At 70.4% G+C, this 15,213-nt stretch carries 13 protein-coding genes and 1 pseudogene; 7 read left to right on the top strand and 7 right to left on the bottom strand.

Annotated elements, in window-relative coordinates; translation table 11 throughout:
* Positions 1–270 precede the first annotated feature (270 nt).
* The 5 genes from AB0E62_RS36900 to AB0E62_RS36880 form a co-directional block, all read right to left on the bottom strand.
* Entirely contained in the window at positions 271–1,059 is a 789-nt protein-coding gene (locus tag AB0E62_RS36900) for an alpha/beta fold hydrolase (protein ID WP_362204410.1), read from the bottom strand.
* A 254-nt stretch (positions 1,060–1,313) separates the two neighbouring features.
* Positions 1,314–1,703, bottom strand: a complete 390-nt coding sequence (locus tag AB0E62_RS36895; protein WP_362204407.1) for a YrdB family protein — start codon at positions 1,701–1,703, stop codon at positions 1,314–1,316.
* Entirely contained in the window at positions 1,700–2,248 is a 549-nt protein-coding gene (locus tag AB0E62_RS36890; RefSeq protein ID WP_362204404.1) for an SRPBCC family protein, read from the bottom strand. Before AB0E62_RS36890 ends, AB0E62_RS36895 begins: the two co-directional genes overlap by 4 nt.
* A 164-nt stretch (positions 2,249–2,412) precedes the next feature.
* Positions 2,413–3,213 carry an AfsR/SARP family transcriptional regulator gene (locus AB0E62_RS36885; RefSeq protein ID WP_362204401.1) on the bottom strand — a complete coding sequence of 267 codons (801 nt, stop codon included), beginning with the start codon at positions 3,211–3,213 and terminating at the stop codon, positions 2,413–2,415.
* 235 nt (positions 3,214–3,448) lie between these two features.
* The gene (locus AB0E62_RS36880; RefSeq protein WP_362204398.1) at positions 3,449–4,939 is read right to left on the bottom strand and encodes an MFS transporter; all 1,491 of its coding nucleotides are present in this window, start codon (positions 4,937–4,939) and stop codon (positions 3,449–3,451) included.
* Positions 4,940–5,260: 321 nt separating this feature from the next.
* On the opposite strand from AB0E62_RS36880, the gene AB0E62_RS36875 reads away from it, so the two are divergent.
* The 7 genes from AB0E62_RS36875 to AB0E62_RS36845 all read left to right on the top strand — a co-directional run bounded on the left by AB0E62_RS36875 (position 5,261) and on the right by AB0E62_RS36845 (position 13,747).
* Positions 5,261–6,463 carry a DegT/DnrJ/EryC1/StrS family aminotransferase gene (locus tag AB0E62_RS36875; protein WP_362204395.1) on the top strand — a complete coding sequence of 401 codons (1,203 nt, stop codon included), beginning with the start codon at positions 5,261–5,263 and terminating at the stop codon, positions 6,461–6,463.
* A gap of 70 nt (positions 6,464–6,533) precedes the next feature.
* Positions 6,534–7,823 carry a nucleotide disphospho-sugar-binding domain-containing protein gene (locus tag AB0E62_RS36870; RefSeq protein ID WP_362204392.1) on the top strand — a complete coding sequence of 430 codons (1,290 nt, stop codon included), beginning with the start codon at positions 6,534–6,536 and terminating at the stop codon, positions 7,821–7,823.
* Between the two features lie 31 nt (positions 7,824–7,854).
* Positions 7,855–8,922 (top strand): glucose-1-phosphate thymidylyltransferase, encoded by a 1,068-nt coding sequence (locus AB0E62_RS36865; protein ID WP_362204389.1) that lies wholly within the window; start codon positions 7,855–7,857, stop codon positions 8,920–8,922.
* The gene (rfbB, locus tag AB0E62_RS36860; RefSeq protein ID WP_362204386.1) at positions 8,919–9,905 is read left to right on the top strand and encodes a dTDP-glucose 4,6-dehydratase; all 987 of its coding nucleotides are present in this window, start codon (positions 8,919–8,921) and stop codon (positions 9,903–9,905) included. The genes AB0E62_RS36865 and rfbB overlap by 4 nt, the downstream gene beginning before the upstream one ends.
* A 105-nt stretch (positions 9,906–10,010) precedes the next feature.
* Positions 10,011–11,315 carry a lipopolysaccharide biosynthesis protein RfbH gene (rfbH, locus tag AB0E62_RS36855; protein ID WP_362204383.1) on the top strand — a complete coding sequence of 435 codons (1,305 nt, stop codon included), beginning with the start codon at positions 10,011–10,013 and terminating at the stop codon, positions 11,313–11,315.
* 45 nt (positions 11,316–11,360) lie between these two features.
* Complete coding sequence (locus AB0E62_RS36850; protein ID WP_362204380.1) at positions 11,361–12,749, top strand: NDP-hexose 2,3-dehydratase family protein; 1,389 nt, start codon at positions 11,361–11,363, stop codon at positions 12,747–12,749.
* On the top strand, positions 12,746–13,747 hold the full coding sequence (locus AB0E62_RS36845) for a Gfo/Idh/MocA family oxidoreductase (RefSeq protein WP_362204377.1): 1,002 nt from the start codon (positions 12,746–12,748) through the stop codon (positions 13,745–13,747). The genes AB0E62_RS36850 and AB0E62_RS36845 overlap by 4 nt, the downstream gene beginning before the upstream one ends.
* Before the next feature lie 33 nt (positions 13,748–13,780).
* On the opposite strand, the pseudogene AB0E62_RS36840 reads toward AB0E62_RS36845, so the two are convergent.
* Together AB0E62_RS36840 and AB0E62_RS36835 are read right to left on the bottom strand one after the other, a co-directional pair.
* A pseudogene (locus AB0E62_RS36840) lies at positions 13,781–14,397 on the bottom strand (transposase); the annotation flags it as partial.
* Between the two features lie 266 nt (positions 14,398–14,663).
* Positions 14,664–14,918 carry a hypothetical protein gene (locus AB0E62_RS36835; RefSeq protein WP_362204374.1) on the bottom strand — a complete coding sequence of 85 codons (255 nt, stop codon included), beginning with the start codon at positions 14,916–14,918 and terminating at the stop codon, positions 14,664–14,666.
* Between the last annotated feature and the right edge of the window lie 295 nt (positions 14,919–15,213).

Genomic DNA, 15,213 nt, shown 5'->3' with positions numbered 1-15,213 from the left:
TGCCTTCCGGCCATGGTGGGGGCCTCGGCTGTAGCGTCGGTTGCGCGGCCCGCGTGACCTCCGGGCGGGCTGTCCGGCGGGCCCCCTTCCGGCGGCCCGGCCTCGCCGCCGATCCGGGCGAGGCCGCTCGACGTGACCCGGTGCGGCCGGGTGGGCGGCGGTCGGAATCCGCCACCGAGGACAGGCCGACAGGCCGTACGGGGCCGGACGGACCGGACAGGGGTGCAGGAGTATCTGCCGGCCCGGCAGGCCGCGTGCCGCCTTCGCCGGTCAGGCGGACAGGGCGCCGGCCAGCACCGGAGCCCTGTCGTACCGGCGGATCACGGACGCGAGCTCCCGCAGGAAGGCGTCCTCGTGGGCGCGGATGAAGAAGTGCCCGCCCTGCACCACCCGCACCTCGCAGCCGCGCCCCGCGTGGCGCCGCCAGGCCACCACCTCGGGCACCGACACGAGCCGGTCCCTGGCGCCGATGAACAGATGCAGCGGCACCCGCACGGCCTCCGCGTCCGGTGCGAAGGACATCGTGCACAGCTGGAGGTCGTCGCGGGTGACGGGCAGCAGCGCCGCCAGGAACTCGGGGTGCTCCAGGACCACCCGGGGGATTCCGCCCAACGCGGCCAAAGAGGCCACGAGTTCCTCGTCACTGGCCCCCGGGTCGGCGATCCTCGGCGCCGGAAGGTGCGGAGCCCGGTACGAACTCAGGGCCAGCGCCATGGGCAGCGGCACGCCGCGGCGCTGGCGCCGGGCGGTCAGCGCGTACGCCACGAGGGCGCCCATGCTGTGCCCGTAGAAGACGTGCGGGTGCTCCAGCTCCGCGTCCAGCTGCTCGTCGAGGTCGGCGACGAGCGCGTGCAGATCGGTGAAGCGCGGTTCGGTCATCCGGCCCTCCCGGCCGGGCAGCTGGACGGGCAGCACCCGGGCGCCCGCCCCGTGCGCGTCGAGGCCGCGCTGCCAGCGCCGGTAGGCCGACGCCCCGCCGCCCGCGAAGGGGAAGCAGAACAGCCGCACCCCGGTCTCGGCGCCGTCCGTCGGTGAGGTGTGGGACAAGTAGCGTGTCATTCCGTTCCGCCTCGGGCTCGTCCGGTCGTCTGGACGCCCGCCGGGACCGCCGCACCGTGGGCGGCGAGGTGGACGGACCGGAGGGCGGCGGACGTCCGGGTCCCGGTGTGCGGACGCGCACGGGGCACCTGCCCGACCGGCCGGACATCTCGGCCCACGGCGGAGCGGGTCCCGGCAGGCACGCCAGGAGTGTGTGGTCGACCGCTAAAAGACAGCCAAATCGATCGAGAGCCCGATTCCGGCGAGACTGCTGCTCAGTGGCTGAGCAGCCAGCCGATGCGGTCGTAGGCGAGCACCTGGTAGATGACCATGATCGCCAGCAGCCAGCGGGCGGCCCGGCGCAGATCCGCGAAGTACAGAGCCGCCACCGCTCCGAAGAACACACCGAGTTCGAGGAGCAGCCGCAGCGGGCCCGGTGTGTGGACGTCGCTCTCGCCCGAGCGCGACGGGTCGTCCGGCACGGTAAAGGTGCCCCACATCCAGCCGACGGCCACCGGCACCACGACCACCGCGAGCCAGCGCCACGGCGAGGGAACCTTGCGCCAGGCCCAGATGCCGAAGCAGACCAGCGAGGTCACTTCGAGCAGGAAGCGGATGCCGAGGACGACGGCGTTGTTGGCGAGCGCCAGAGTCGTGTGACTCACCGGGGAACCTCCGTCTCGGTCTCAGCGGTCTCGGCAGTGGCCCTGAGGGCTTCCAGCCAGTTCTGCAGGACGGTGCTCAGCTTGGCACTGGGAAAGTACAGGGCGATGAGCGGGCCGCCGATGGACTCCTCGGACAGCACGTCGGTGGCCTGCCCGCCGTCGGCGGAGGCGAGCCGGAAGCGGTGCACCGCCCGGGTGCCGGCGAGCACACCGGTCCAGCACAGCTCCTGCAGCGGTTCGACCACGGCCAGCGTCGACCTGATGGGCATCCCGCCCAGCTTCCAGCGGAACCGCTCGTCCGGCACGGTGCCCTTCGGCCCCTGCCGCACGGAGGTGACCCCAGGCACCCAGGAGGGCCAGCCCGGCAGGTCGTGCAGCAGCCGCCACACGGTCGCCGGGGGAGCCGAGATCCGCACCCGGCTGACGGCCGTCACAGGCGCCCGGTCGTCGATGAGGCCGCCCTTGGCGTAGTGCCGGTGGAGCTCGTCCAGCGAGGGTCCGCGGTAGAGGACGCGGCCGAGTAAAGAAGGTGAGGCGACTGGCAAGGTGGCTCCCGGAGTGCGTGTGCGGAACGGTGTCGTACGTCAGGGGAACGGCCGGCCGGCGCGACGCCGGACAGATTCCCCGGGGCATCTTTCCCCGCCCCACGACTCCCCAGCCCCGTGAACGACAGGCGCCGACAGGCGTGCGACGAGAATGCGGGCCCCAGCTAAAAGGCAGCCAAACCAGCGGCAGCCGCGTCCAGCGCGGGGTCGTCGCGCAGGACCGCATGGTGGAGTCGCTGCAGGCGGTGCGAGGGCTCGATCCCGAGTTCACCCACCATCGCCGCGCGCAGCCGGCGGAAAGCATCCAAGGCCTCGCCGGAGCGGCCGCAGCGGTACAGGCACACGATCCACAGGGCGTGCAGGCCCTCCTGGAGGGGATAGCGATCCGTCATGGCGCTGAGTTCGCCGAGGATCTCGGAGTGCCGGCCGAGCATCATGTAGGCGGTGACGCGATGCTCCGTCGCGGCGCGCCGCACCTCGTCCAGGCGGTGGGTCTCGGTCCGCAGCACCGGCCCGGTCCGCACATCGGCGAGTGCCGGCCCGCGCCACAACTCCTCGGCCCTGTCCAGCAGCGCCGCCGCCTCGGCGGCCTCCTGCTGCGCCAGCGCCCGGAAGCCGTCCATCGCCAGCCGTTCGAAGGTTCTGGCATCGGCCTCGGCACCCGGCAGGTTCAGGACGTATCCGGTGTGCGTACGGCTCAACAGCTCCTTGGGACCCGTCTCGTCGGCGGGGCCGAGCGCGGCGGCCAGGGCGTGGCGCAGTTGTTTCACGTACGTCTGCACCACGCCCGTGGGGGAGCCGGGAGTCGTGCCGTCCCACAGTTCCCGGACAATGGCGTCCAGTGACACATGCCGGCCGAGGTTGGCCGCGAGCAGTGCGAGCACCTGCCGTGACTTGGCCGCGCTGGGCACAAGGGACCGACCGCGCACCGACACCACGAGCGGCCCGAGGACACCGATCTCCATCTCCCCTTCTCCTTCCGCACCGTGCAGGCCTTCTCCAGGCCTCCGCGGCGACAGTCGCACGAGCGCGCCGGTGCCGACAGGGACAGGAGCACGTGACGGAGGGTGAAGCCGTGGGGTGCGGCACATGAGATCTTCACGGGGTGGCCCCTGCCGGGCAGCAGCAGGTCCCGCCCGACGAAGGACCCTGCGCAGGAGCCGCCGGCGCCGGGGGCGATGCCGTGGCCGTGTTCCGGGGTCAGACCGGCCGGACCGGTGCCTCATTCCCCGTGGGCCCGGTGCGCACCGCCGACTCGCCCGTCCTTTCGTCCGCCCCGGGGCGGGCCGGGCCGGGCAGCAGCAGTGCGGCGAGCACGGCGCCGGCCGCGACGATGACCGCCGCGGTGACGAAGCCCGCTGTCGCGGCGGCATCGACGCCGGCGCCGGGCGCCGCGGCGCCGACCGCGCCATGTGCGAGAACGGTGCCGACGACGGCGACTCCGACGGCGTTGCCGAGTTCCATCATGGTGTCGCTGAGGGCTGCCGCGTTGCCCGACCGCTCGGGCGGGACCAAGGACAACTGGGCGTCCGTCGCGGGCCCGAGGGCCAGCCCGACGCCCACGCCGAGCAGCGCGAGCCCGGGCAGGACACCCGCGTAGCCGTCGGCCGCCGCAAGCGTCAGGGCGCCGGCCGCGGCCGCCGCCAGACCGGTGGCGACGCCGCCGCGCGGGCCGGTGCGCCGGGCCAGCCACGGGGCGAGGGACGAGCCCGCGCCGACCGCGATCGCGACCGGGGCGAGCGCGAGCCCTGCCTTCAACGGGCCGTAGGACAGGCCGAGTTGAAAGAACTGGGTGAGGGTGAACAGAGTTCCGGCGAGCCCGCTGAAGAGCAGCATGATCCCGGCGCTCGCGCCGAGAAAGGCGGGACGACTCAGCAGTGTGAAGTCGACCATCGGGCTCGGATGCCGCCGTTCCCACACCACGAAGCCGGTGGCGCACACCAGCCCACCGCCGAACGCGCCGAGGACGGCGGCCGACGTCCACCCCTGGCCCGAGGCGTGGATGGCGCCGAACACCAGGGCCACCATGACCGCGGAGCCGAGCACCGCCCCCACCGGGTCCAGCGGCCGGGGCACGGGCGCCGCCGACTCCGGCAGCAGCACGAGACCCGCGGCCAGGACGACGGCGACCGGCAGCAGGTTCACCAGGAACACCGAACCCCACCAGAAGTGGCCCGCGAGGGCGCCGCCGAGCACCGGTCCCACGGCCACGCCCAGCGCGGACGCGCTGCCCCACACGGCCAGGGCACGCGGCCTCTCGTGCTCGGGGAACACGTCCACCAGGATGGACAGGGTGCCAGGCATGACCAGGGACGCGGCCGCGCCCATCACCGCCCGCGCGGCGACGAGCTGGGCCGCGCCGTCCGCGGTGACGGCGAGGAGCGTACCGGCGCCGAACAGCACGACGCCGAGCAGGGTGGCCCGCTTGCGGCCGTACCGGTCGGACAGGGTGCCCGCGGTGAGCAGGCAGGCCGCGAAGACCAGCGAGTAGCCGTCGACGATCCACTGGGCCGTGCCGATGCCGATGTCCAGGTCGTGCATCATACTGGGCAGCGCGACGTTGAGCAGCCCGTTGTTCAGGATGATCACGAACAGGGCGAGGGAGAGGACCGCGAGCACCGCCCAGCGGCGCGGGTCCGGTGGGCCCGCGAGCTTGGACGTGCGCACATCCTCGTCGTACGTCGACCCCATCGCTCGTCCTCTCCTCGCGCTCACGGGCTGGGCCGGCACCGGTGCGCGCCCCCGACGAGCGTGGCCCCGCGCACTGAAGTCCCGCTTGCGCGCAGCCCGCCACAACCGTCACCGGGGCACCCCGGGACAGAACCCCTGAATGCCCGCGGCTGGAGAAAAGCCGAATTCCGTGGTGCGCGGGAACCGGCGCTTTGCCGGACTTTTAGCGCCGCGGCACACGATGGATCCCCGCCCTCGTGTGCTTGTGCGGAGCGAACACGCCCGGGAAAACCACTCGGATCCTTCTGACGTCGCTATCGGCCGGAGACACGAAAGGTAGTCATGATCAATCTCTTTCAGCCCCAAGTCGGAGCTGAGGAACTCGCCGCGATCGCCGAGACCTTCGATGACAAGTGGCTGGGGCACGGCCCGCGCACGCGGGCCTTCGAGGCCGCGTTCGCGGAGCACATCGATGTGCCCGCCGAACACGTGGTCTTCATCAACTCCGGCACGTCAGGGCTCTTCCTCGCCCTGGAGTCGTTGGACCTGCGGGACGGCGACGAGGTGGTGCTGCCGTCCCTGAGCTTCGTCGCCGCCGCGAACGCCGTCCTCAGCTGCGGCGCCCGGCCGGTCTTCTGCGACGTCGACCCCCGCACCCTCAATCCCACGGTCGAGGACATCGAGCGGTCCCTCACGCCCCGGACCCGGGCCGTGATCGTCCTGCACTACGGGGGCTCACCCGGTGACATCGTCCGCATCGCGGACCGTTGCCGTGAGCTGGGCGTCACACTCGTCGAGGACGCCGCCTGCTCCGTGGCCTCCCGGGTGGACGGCCGCGCCGTGGGGTCCTTCGGCGACATCGCCATGTGGAGCTTCGACGCCATGAAGGTCCTGGTCACCGGCGACGGCGGAATGATCTACGTCAAGGACCGGGAGCGAGCGGTCAGGACCAGGCGGCTGGCCTACCACGGGCTTGCCCAGCCCAGCGGTTTCGGCCACGCGAAGGTCTCCTCCCGCTGGTGGGAGCTGGACATCCCCGAGCCCGGCCGCCGCGTGATCGGCAACGACCTCACCGCCGCGATCGGCTCCGTACAGCTGCGCCGGCTCCCCGAGTTCGTACACCGCCGCCGGGAGATCTGCGCGCTCTACGACCGTGAGCTGGACGAGGTGTCCGGGCTGCTGCTGCCCCCCGCTCTGCCGGACGGCCACGAATCCACCCACTACTTCTACTGGGTGCAGACGGACCCCGGGATCCGGGACGAGCTGGCCGGCGACCTCTACCAGGACGGCATCTACACGACCTTCCGCTACGCACCGCTGCACAAGGTCCCCGCCTTCGGCTCCCAGAGCCTTCGGCTGCCTCACTCGGACTGGGCCGCCGAACGGACCCTGTGCCTGCCCCTGCATCCCGGCCTGAGCGACGGCGACGTACGCACGGTCGCGGCAGCCGTGCGCAAATCCCTCGAGAACCGGCGCGCGACCCCGATTCCGGAAGAGGAGCGCGTGGAATCCCGGGACGGGCGAACAGCGCAAGTGGACCTTTAGAACCGGACTGCACGCTGCTGGCGAGCGGCAGCCGCCGGCGTCATACGGACACCCTCAAGGAAGGTCAGCGATGCGTATTCTCTTCAACGTCTTCCCGGCATCGTCACATGTTTATCCCATCGTCCCACTGGCATGGGCACTGCAGAGCGCCGGTCACGAAGTCGTGTTGGCCACCACCGAGGCCGGGCTCGACCCGAAGTTGTTCACGAACATCGCCTCGGCCGGCCTCACCGCGGTGCCCCTGGGCGGCAAGGAGGAACTCGCCGAGTCGCTGGCGCCGCTGCTCGCTGTCGCGAACCGCCCCGACCGGCGTACCGCGTCGATCGACCCGGACGACGAGGACGCCTGGCGCACCTGCCGGGACATGCTGATCGACCTGCTCGACGCGCACTATCCGCCGGGACCGGCCGGCGGCGGTCGCCGGCCGGTGCTGGACACGCTGGTGGAGTTCGCCCGGGACTGGCGCCCGGACCTGGTGCTGTGGGATCCACTGGCTCCGACCGGGGCGGTGGCCGCGCGTGCCTGCGGCGCCGCCCACGCCCGCCTCCTGTTCGGCATGGACAACGTCGGTCTGGTCCGTTCGAAGACGCTGCAGGAGCTGGCCGATCCGGCCTCGGGCCTCACGCAGGACCCGTGGCTGCCATGGCTGGAGCCGGTGCTGGAGCGGTACGGTCTCGACTTCACCGAGGAGACGCTGCTCGGCCAGTGGACCGTCGACCTGACGGCGGCGCGGATGCAGTACCCCCTGGATCTGAGGTACATGCCGGTCCGCTGGATCCCGTACAACGGCGGCAGCACGCTCCCGGAGTGGCTGCACACCCGGCCCGAACGGGCCCGGGTGGTGTTCACACTCGGCCAGACCCGCCGGCTCCTCGACGGCCCGCAGGGCGGCTTCCCCCTGCGGGCGTTCTTCGACTCCGTGTCCGACCTCGACCTGGAAATGGTCGCGACGCTGAACAGCGACCAGCTGGCCACCGTCGGCGCGCTCCCCGACAACGTCCGAGCCATCGGATACGTGCCGCTCAATCAGCTGCTGCCGACGAGCTCGGCCGTCATCCACCACGGCGGCGGAGGCACCTCGGGTGCCTGCGTGGCGTTCCAGGTGCCGCAGCTGATCGTGCCGATCCCGATGTGGGACGAGAAGGTCATCGCGCAGCACATCAGCGGCCGGGGCGCGGGGCTGCTCATCGACCCCGCGGAGCTCGACGTCGACAGCATGCGCAAGGACCTCGTCCGGCTGCTGACGGAACCGTCGTTCCGGACCGGGGCCCGCGACCTGTACGAGGACATGCTGGCCGCCCCGGCGCCGAAGGACGTGATTCCGGTACTGGAGAGGCTGACGGCGGAGCATCGCGGCTGAAAGTCCGCACATCCGAAGTGAGAGGACCACTATGAAAGCTCTGGTGCTGGCCGGCGGATCGGGCACCCGTCTACGGCCCTTCAGCTACTCGATGCCCAAGCAGCTCATCCCCATAGCGAACACGCCGGTCCTGGAGTACGTCGTACGGAACATCCTGGACCTGGGCGTGAACGAGATCGGCGTCATCGTCAACAGCCGCGACAACGAGATCCAGCAGGTCCTCGGGGACGGTTCGAGGTTCGGAGCCCGGCTGACCTACATCCGCCAGGAGGACCCGCTCGGTCTCGCGCACACCGTCGCCATCGCCCGGGACTTCCTCGGCGACGACGACTTCGTGATGTTCCTGGGCGACAACATGCTGCCCGACGGAATCTCCGGAATCGCCGACGACTTCGCCGCCGGCCGCCCGGCAGCCCACATCGTGGTGCGCAAGGTCCCGGACCCGCGAGCCTTCGGCGTGGCCGAGCTGGGGCCCGACCGCGAGGTGCTGCGCCTGGTGGAGAAGCCGCAGCGGCCGCGCAGCGACCTGGCCCTGATCGGGGTGTACTTCTTCACCGCCGCGATTCACGAGGCGATCGCGTCCATCACGCCCAGCGCCCGCGGCGAGCTGGAGATCACCGATGCGATCCAGTGGCTGGTGACGCGGGGCGCGGACGTACGGGCCAGCGAGTACGAGGGCTACTGGAAGGACACCGGGAAGGTCGCGGACGTCCTGGAGTGCAATGCGCGCATCCTGGACGGCCTCCGGCCCTGCGTGGACGGCACGGCCGACAACACCAGCGTGCTGGTGGGCCCGGTCATCGTGGAGGAAGGGGCGCGCATCGTGCGCTCCCGCATCGAGGGGCCGGCGATCATCGGTGCGGGCACCGTGGTGGAGGACAGCCACATCGGCCCGCACACGTCCGTCGGACGCGGCTGCGCGGTCGTCAACAGCCGCCTGACGCACTCCATCGTCCTGGACGGGGCGTCGGTCACCGGCGTGCAGGGCCTGCACAGCTCCCTCGTCGGCCGCTCCGCCACCGTCGGCATCACCACACAGAGCACGGACCGCTACCGGCTGGTCATCGGAGACCACACCCAAGTGGAAGTCGCCGCATGAGGATCCTCGTCACCGGAGGCGCCGGCTTCATCGGCTCCCACTTCGTCCGCAGCCTCCTCGCGAACCAGTACGCGGGCTGGGAGAACGCCCGGGTCACCGTCCTGGACAAGCTGACCTACGCGGGCAACCGCGGCAATCTCCCGGCCTCGCACCCGCGGCTCGATTTCGTCCAGGGCGACATCTGCGACGCGCGGCTGCTGCGCGAACTGCTGCCCGGACACGACGCCGTGGTGCACTTCGCCGCGGAATCCCACGTGGACCGCTCGCTGGCCGACGCGGGAGACTTCTACCGCACCAATGTCCTCGGCACCCAGACGCTGCTCCACGCCGTGCTGGTCAGCGGCGTCCAGCGGGTCGTGCACGTCTCCACCGACGAGGTGTACGGATCGGTGGACGAGGGCTCCTGGACCGAGGACTGCCCCCTGCTGCCCAACAGCCCCTACGCCGCCTCCAAGGCCTGCTCCGACCTGGTGGCCCGCACGTACTGGACCACACACCGGGTGAACCTCTCCATCACCCGCTGCTCCAACAACTACGGCCCGTACCAGCACCCCGAGAAGCTCATCCCGCTGTTCGTCACCAATCTGCTCGAGGGGAAGCAGGTGCCGCTGTACGGCGACGGGCGCAACATCCGCGAGTGGCTGCACGTGGACGACCACTGCCGCGGCATCCACCTCGTACTCGACCACGGCCGGCCCGGCGAGATCTACAACATCGGCGGCGGCGACGACCGAACCAACCGCGCCCTCACCGAACGCCTGCTGGAGCTGACGGGCCTGGGGCCGGAGATGATCCGCCACGTCGCCGACCGCGAGGCACACGACCTGCGGTACGCCATCGACGACTCCAAGATCCGCGAAGAACTGGGCTATGCGCCGCTGACCGGCTTCGACGAGGGACTGGCCGCCACGGCGCAGTGGTACCGCGACAACCCGGGCTGGTGGAAGTCCGCCAAGTACGGAACCGAAGGTGCGGCCGCCTGAGAAACGCACAGCCGCCGCACCCCCGCGAGGCATCCCGGGGTCACTTGCCGCCCTGCCACGTCCGCCGTGGCTGCTCACGGTGCCGGCCAACGGAAAGGAATGACGATGACTGACAGCAAGGACCTCGTGCTGGACGCGGTCCGCGACTACCACCGGGCGACCGCGTCGGACGCGGGGTTCACGCCCGGAGTGACGGAGATCTGGCCGTCCGGCGCCGTTCTGGACGAAGAGGACCGGGTCGCCATCGTCGAGGCCGCGCTCACCCTGCGCATCGCGGCCGGGCCCAGCTCCAAGAAGTTCGAGTCCGACTTCGCCAAGCTCCTGAAGCGGCGCAAGGCCCATCTCACGAACTCGGGATCGTCGGCGAACCTCCTCGCCCTGTCCGCTCTGACCTCGGAGACCCTCGGTGACAGACGCCTGAAGCCGGGGGACGAGGTGATCACGGTCGCGGCGGGGTTCCCCACCACAGTGAACCCGATTCTGCAGAACGGGCTCATCCCTGTCTTCGTGGACGTGGACCTGACGACGTACAACACGACAGCCGACCGGGTGGCACAGGCGATCGGCCCCAGGACCCGGGCGATCATCATCGCTCACGCGCTCGGCAACCCCTTCGAGGTGGCCGAGGTGGCCCAACTGGCCAAGGACCACGACCTCTTCTTCGTCGAGGACAACTGCGACGCGGTCGGCACCCTCTACGACGGCCGGATCACCGGCACCTTCGGTGACCTGAGCACGGTCAGCTTCTACCCCGCGCACCACCTCACCATGGGCGAGGGCGGCTGTGTCCTCACCGACAACCTCCGCCTGGCCCGCGTCGTGGAGTCACTGCGCGACTGGGGACGGGACTGCTGGTGCGAACCGGGCAAGAACAACACCTGCTTTAAACGGTTCGACTACCAGATGGGCAACCTGCCCGCAGGCTACGACCACAAGTACATCTTCTCCCACGTCGGTTACAACCTGAAGGGAACCGACATCCAGGCGGCGCTGGGCCTGACGCAGCTCGCCAAGCTCGACGGCTTCGTCGAGGCACGACGCCGCAACTGGCGCCGTCTGCGCGAAGGCCTGGACGGTCTTCCGGGCCTGCTGCTGCCCGAGCCGACCCCACGGTCCCGGCCGAGCTGGTTCGGCTTCGTCATCACCGTCGACCCCGAGGCCCGCTTCACGCGCGCCGAACTGGTCGCACACCTGGAAGAACGGAAGATCGGAACCCGGCGGCTGTTCTCCGGCAACCTCACCCGGCAGCCGGCCTACATCGGCCGCCCCCACCGCGTCGTCGGCGACCTCACCAACAGCGACATCATCACCGAGCACACCTTCTGGATCGGCGTCTACCCCGGGCTCACGGACGAAATGCTCGACTACGTGGTCGCCACCATCAAGGAATTCGTGGCCGGACGCGGCTGAGAGCCCGCCACACCCACCTCACCAGAAGCCAGGGGAGATCCCTCGATGCCGTCCAAGGTCCTCCAGAGGCGTGCCGTCCAGAGCCTGCCGGCACGTATCGCCGCATCGGCCGCCACCACGCAGGGGCTGCACCTGCCCACCGAGCACTTCGACGGCTGGCTGGCCGAACGACGCCGAGCCAACACCTTCCGCGTGGACCGCATACCGTTCGCGAAAATGGAAGGCTGGTCGTTCCAGGAGCACACAGGGAATCTGGTGCATCGAAGCGGCCGCTTCTTCACCGTCGAAGGGCTGCACTTCACGGAAGAGGGCCGGCCTCACGGCGACGGCCCTGCCGGCGACTGGTACCAGCCCATCATCCGGCAGCACGAGGTGGGCGTCCTCGGGATCCTCGTCAAGGAGTTCGACGGGGTGCTGCACTTCCTGATGCAGGCGAAGATGGAACCGGGCAATCCGAACCTGCTCCAGCTCTCGCCCACGGTCCAGGCGACCCGCAGCAACTACACCAAGGCCCACCGGGGCGCGGACGTCAAGTACATCGAGCACTTCGTCGGACCGGACCGCGGCCGGGTCATCGTGGACGTGCGCCAGTCCGAGCACGGCTCATGGTTCTCCCGGAAAGCCAACCGCAACATGGTCGTGGAGGCGTCCGGCGACGTGCCGCTGCTGGACGACTTCTGCTGGCTCACCCTCGGCCAGATCAACGAGCTGCTGCACCGCGACAATGTCATCAACATGGACTCACGCACCGTCCTGTCGTGCCTGCCCACCGACGACCCGTCCGGCGACGCGCTGCTCACCGACACCGAACTGCTCTCGTGGATCACCGGTGAGCGCACCCGGCACTGCGTGCGCACCGAACCGGCCCCGCTGGCCCACCTCCCGGGCTGGAAACGCCGGGACAGCGCCATCGAGCACGAGACGGGCCGCTACTTCAACGTCGTGGCCGTGTCCGTACAGGCCGGAAACCGAGAGGTGACCGGCTGGACCCAGCCCTTGTTCGAGCCGGTCGCCCAGGGCGTCCACGCCTTCCTCACCCGCGAGATCGAGGGCACCGCGCACGTACTGGTGCAGGCCCGGGTCGAACCCGGCCTCGTCGACACCGTCGAGCTGGCCCCGACCGTGCAGTACACCCCGCACAACTACGACCACCTGCCGGAAAACGAGCGCCCTGCCTTCATCGAGACGGTGCTCCACGCCGCCGGCGACCGTATCCGCTACGACGCCGTGCACGCCGAGGAGGGAGGCCGATTCCTCAACGCCGAGAACCGCTGCCTCGTCGTCGAGGCGGACGCTCCGCTGGATCCCCCGCCCGGCTACGCCTGGGCCACCCCCGCACAACTCACCTCCCTGGTCCAGCACAACCACTACCTCAACGTCCAGGCCCGCACCATGCTCGCCTGCCTCAACGCGATGAAGACCACAACCCGATGACCGCCCCGCTCCGGGTCGGGGTGATCGGATGCGCGAACATCGCGGTACGCCGGATGCTCCCCGCCTTCGCCTCCAGTGGCGACACCGAGCTCGTGGCGGTCGCCAGCCGCGACCCGGACAAGGCACAGCGGGTCGCGGAGCGGTTCGACTGCCGCCCCGTGCACGGATACGAGCAGCTCCTGGCACAGGACGACATCGACGCCGTCTACGTGCCCTTGCCCGCTGCCCTGCGCCCCCGATGGGTCGAGGCGGCACTGCGCGCAGGCAGACACGTCCTCGCCGAGAAGCCCGTCTCCACCGAGCACGCCCGCACCGGAGACCTGTTCGGCCTCGCCGCCTCTCGTGGCCTGGTGCTCATGGAGAACGTCATGTTCGTCCATCACCGCCGGCACGAGGCCGTGCGGCACCTGATCTCCGACGGGGCCCTGGGCGAACTGCGCTCGTTCCACGCGGCCTTCACCATCCCGCCGCTCGCGGACAGCGACATCAGGTACCAGCCGGAACTCGGCGGCGGGGCCCTGATGGACGTCGGGATCTACCCCCTGCGGGCCGCGCTCCACCTCCTGGGCCCCGAGCTCGACCTCATCGGCGCCTGCCTGGTCCGGGGAGCGGGACGGCAGGTCGACACCTCGGGCGCCGCACTGCTGCACACGCCCGGCGGCGTCACGGCCCAGATCACCTTCGGCATGGAGCACACCTACCGCTCGGCATACGCACTACGGGGCAGCGAAGGGTGCCTGACCGTCGACCGGGCGTTCACCCCGCCCGCCGATGACGTCCCCGTCATCGGCCTGCACCGCGGCGCGAAGACCGAGGAGATCCGCCTGGAGCCGCACGACCAGGTGGCGGCCACCGCAGCCGCCTTCGCCGCCGCGGCGCGTGCCGGAACACCGCCGGACACCAGAGACACCCTGCGGCAGTCGGAACTTCTCGACGAGATGAGCCGGACAGGGCCGGGCGCGCGGATCGCTGCGCTCGTGCGGCAGGAGGCGAGCTGAGACGCGCGCTCCGTGCCCGTACTGAACCGTGGACATCTGCTTGTTGATCCGCTTGAGCCGGTCGTCCAGGGCCAGGACCTGCGCTGCCAGGTCGGCGACGATCTGGGCGGCGACGATCTGGGCGGCGACGTCCTCGCCGGGCAGCGCGGTGTGCTGGGCCTGCGCGGCTTCCACCGCAGTCGCGGCAACCGCGTCGGCGCCGCGGACGCCGCGGTTGGCCAGCCAGGCCGTGAGTCGGGCCCGGCCGCGACGGTGAGGAGCGGCCGGGGTCTGGTAGCCGGTCAGCAACACCAGCGCGCCCTTGTGGCTGCTGTAGTCGAAAGCCCGCTCCAGCGCGGGGAAGATGCCGGTCAGCACGTCGCGGAGCCGGTTGACCAGCCGGACCCGGTCGGCGACCAGGTCGGATCGGTGGGCGGTCAGCAGGGCGAGGTCCGCGGCCAGCTGGGCGGGCACGTCGATGACGGCGAAGTCCCGGCGCTGACGGGGGTCTCCGCGATGACGTAGGCGTCGCAGGCGTCTGTCTTCGCCTCGCCCCGGTAGGCGCCCGACATGCGGTTGACCGTGCGGCCGGGCACGTAGACGGCCTGCCGGCCGTGGGCGGCGAGCAGAGCCAGCAGCAAGGCGGAGGATGTGCCGGAGATGTCCACTGCTGTCGCGGTTCGTTGGTTCTGATCGGCATCTGGGACGTTGAGCTGGGTTGATCAGTTGGCTGGTCGGGTCCGGTGGTGTGGTGTGTGTTGGCGGGGTGCTTGGTGTTGCTTGCGGGCGCCGACTGGGCGGGCTTGTGAGCTGCGGGTTTCCTGTTCTGGGTGGGTTTCGTGGGTGTTGATCAGTTTGGTTGGCTGGTTGGGCAGGTTCGCTGGTCGGTTGTTGTAGCGGTGTAGGGGTGTGGGGCCGTGGATGCCGATGGTGGTCATCAGGTGTTGTTGGTGGGGTGGAGCTGGTTCCAGGTGCGTTGTTGGGTGTGGATCCATTTGGTGGTCTGGTTGGGGAAGGGCATGCCGGTGCTGTGGTGGGTGTGGGCTTGGTGCCAGCTGTGGTTCCAGGTGGCTCGCCAGGGCGGGTTCCACCACGGGTCGAGCGCGGTGAGCTGTGGATCGTGGAGCCAGGAGTTCCTGTCGTCGCCCAGTTTTTCTGGGTGATTGTTGTGGATGTGAGCTGGGGCTCTCATCTTTTCTGGTTGGTATCGGCGAGCTCGGGGTGGGGGCTTGAGTGGTTGGGGTTGTCTGACCTGTGTGTATGTGGTGTGTGCAGGTTGGTTGAGCGGGATGCAGTTTCGCTGAGTCGCTACGTGGTGCTGTCGTTGGCGGGTGTGTCGGTTGCAGGGGGGTGTTGTCGCTTGGGCCGGTCAAGGGGCGTTGGCGCTTCCTGCGGTGGCCTGGCTTGTTGGAAGGAAGAGGGGGGCCGGTGCGGTGGGCCGGGGCGTAGGGGTGCGTAGTTGGGGTGGGCAGGGCCGGGGTGGCCAG

This window comes from Streptomyces sp. NPDC038707 (assembly GCF_040636485.1).
Taxonomy (GTDB): domain Bacteria; phylum Actinomycetota; class Actinomycetes; order Streptomycetales; family Streptomycetaceae; genus Streptomyces.
Note: the sequence above shows the minus strand (reverse complement) of the source record. Positions and strands in the feature narration are given on the sequence as shown.

What these genes read in the sequence shown, in the direction of transcription:
- AB0E62_RS36900 (WP_362204410.1), bottom strand. Translation starts at nt 1,059, where the DNA reads ATGACACGCTACTTGTCCCACACCTCACCGACGGACGGCGCCGAGACC.
- AB0E62_RS36885 (WP_362204401.1), bottom strand. Translation starts at nt 3,213, where the DNA reads ATGGAGATCGGTGTCCTCGGGCCGCTCGTGGTGTCGGTGCGCGGTCGG.
- AB0E62_RS36880 (WP_362204398.1), bottom strand. Translation starts at nt 4,939, where the DNA reads ATGGGGTCGACGTACGACGAGGATGTGCGCACGTCCAAGCTCGCGGGC.
- AB0E62_RS36875 (WP_362204395.1), top strand. Translation starts at nt 5,261, where the DNA reads ATGATCAATCTCTTTCAGCCCCAAGTCGGAGCTGAGGAACTCGCCGCG.
- AB0E62_RS36870 (WP_362204392.1), top strand. Translation starts at nt 6,534, where the DNA reads ATGCGTATTCTCTTCAACGTCTTCCCGGCATCGTCACATGTTTATCCC.
- AB0E62_RS36865 (WP_362204389.1), top strand. Translation starts at nt 7,855, where the DNA reads ATGAAAGCTCTGGTGCTGGCCGGCGGATCGGGCACCCGTCTACGGCCC.
- rfbB (WP_362204386.1), top strand. Translation starts at nt 8,919, where the DNA reads ATGAGGATCCTCGTCACCGGAGGCGCCGGCTTCATCGGCTCCCACTTC.
- rfbH (WP_362204383.1), top strand. Translation starts at nt 10,011, where the DNA reads ATGACTGACAGCAAGGACCTCGTGCTGGACGCGGTCCGCGACTACCAC.
- AB0E62_RS36850 (WP_362204380.1), top strand. Translation starts at nt 11,361, where the DNA reads ATGCCGTCCAAGGTCCTCCAGAGGCGTGCCGTCCAGAGCCTGCCGGCA.
- AB0E62_RS36845 (WP_362204377.1), top strand. Translation starts at nt 12,746, where the DNA reads ATGACCGCCCCGCTCCGGGTCGGGGTGATCGGATGCGCGAACATCGCG.
- AB0E62_RS36835 (WP_362204374.1), bottom strand. Translation starts at nt 14,918, where the DNA reads ATGAGAGCCCCAGCTCACATCCACAACAATCACCCAGAAAAACTGGGC.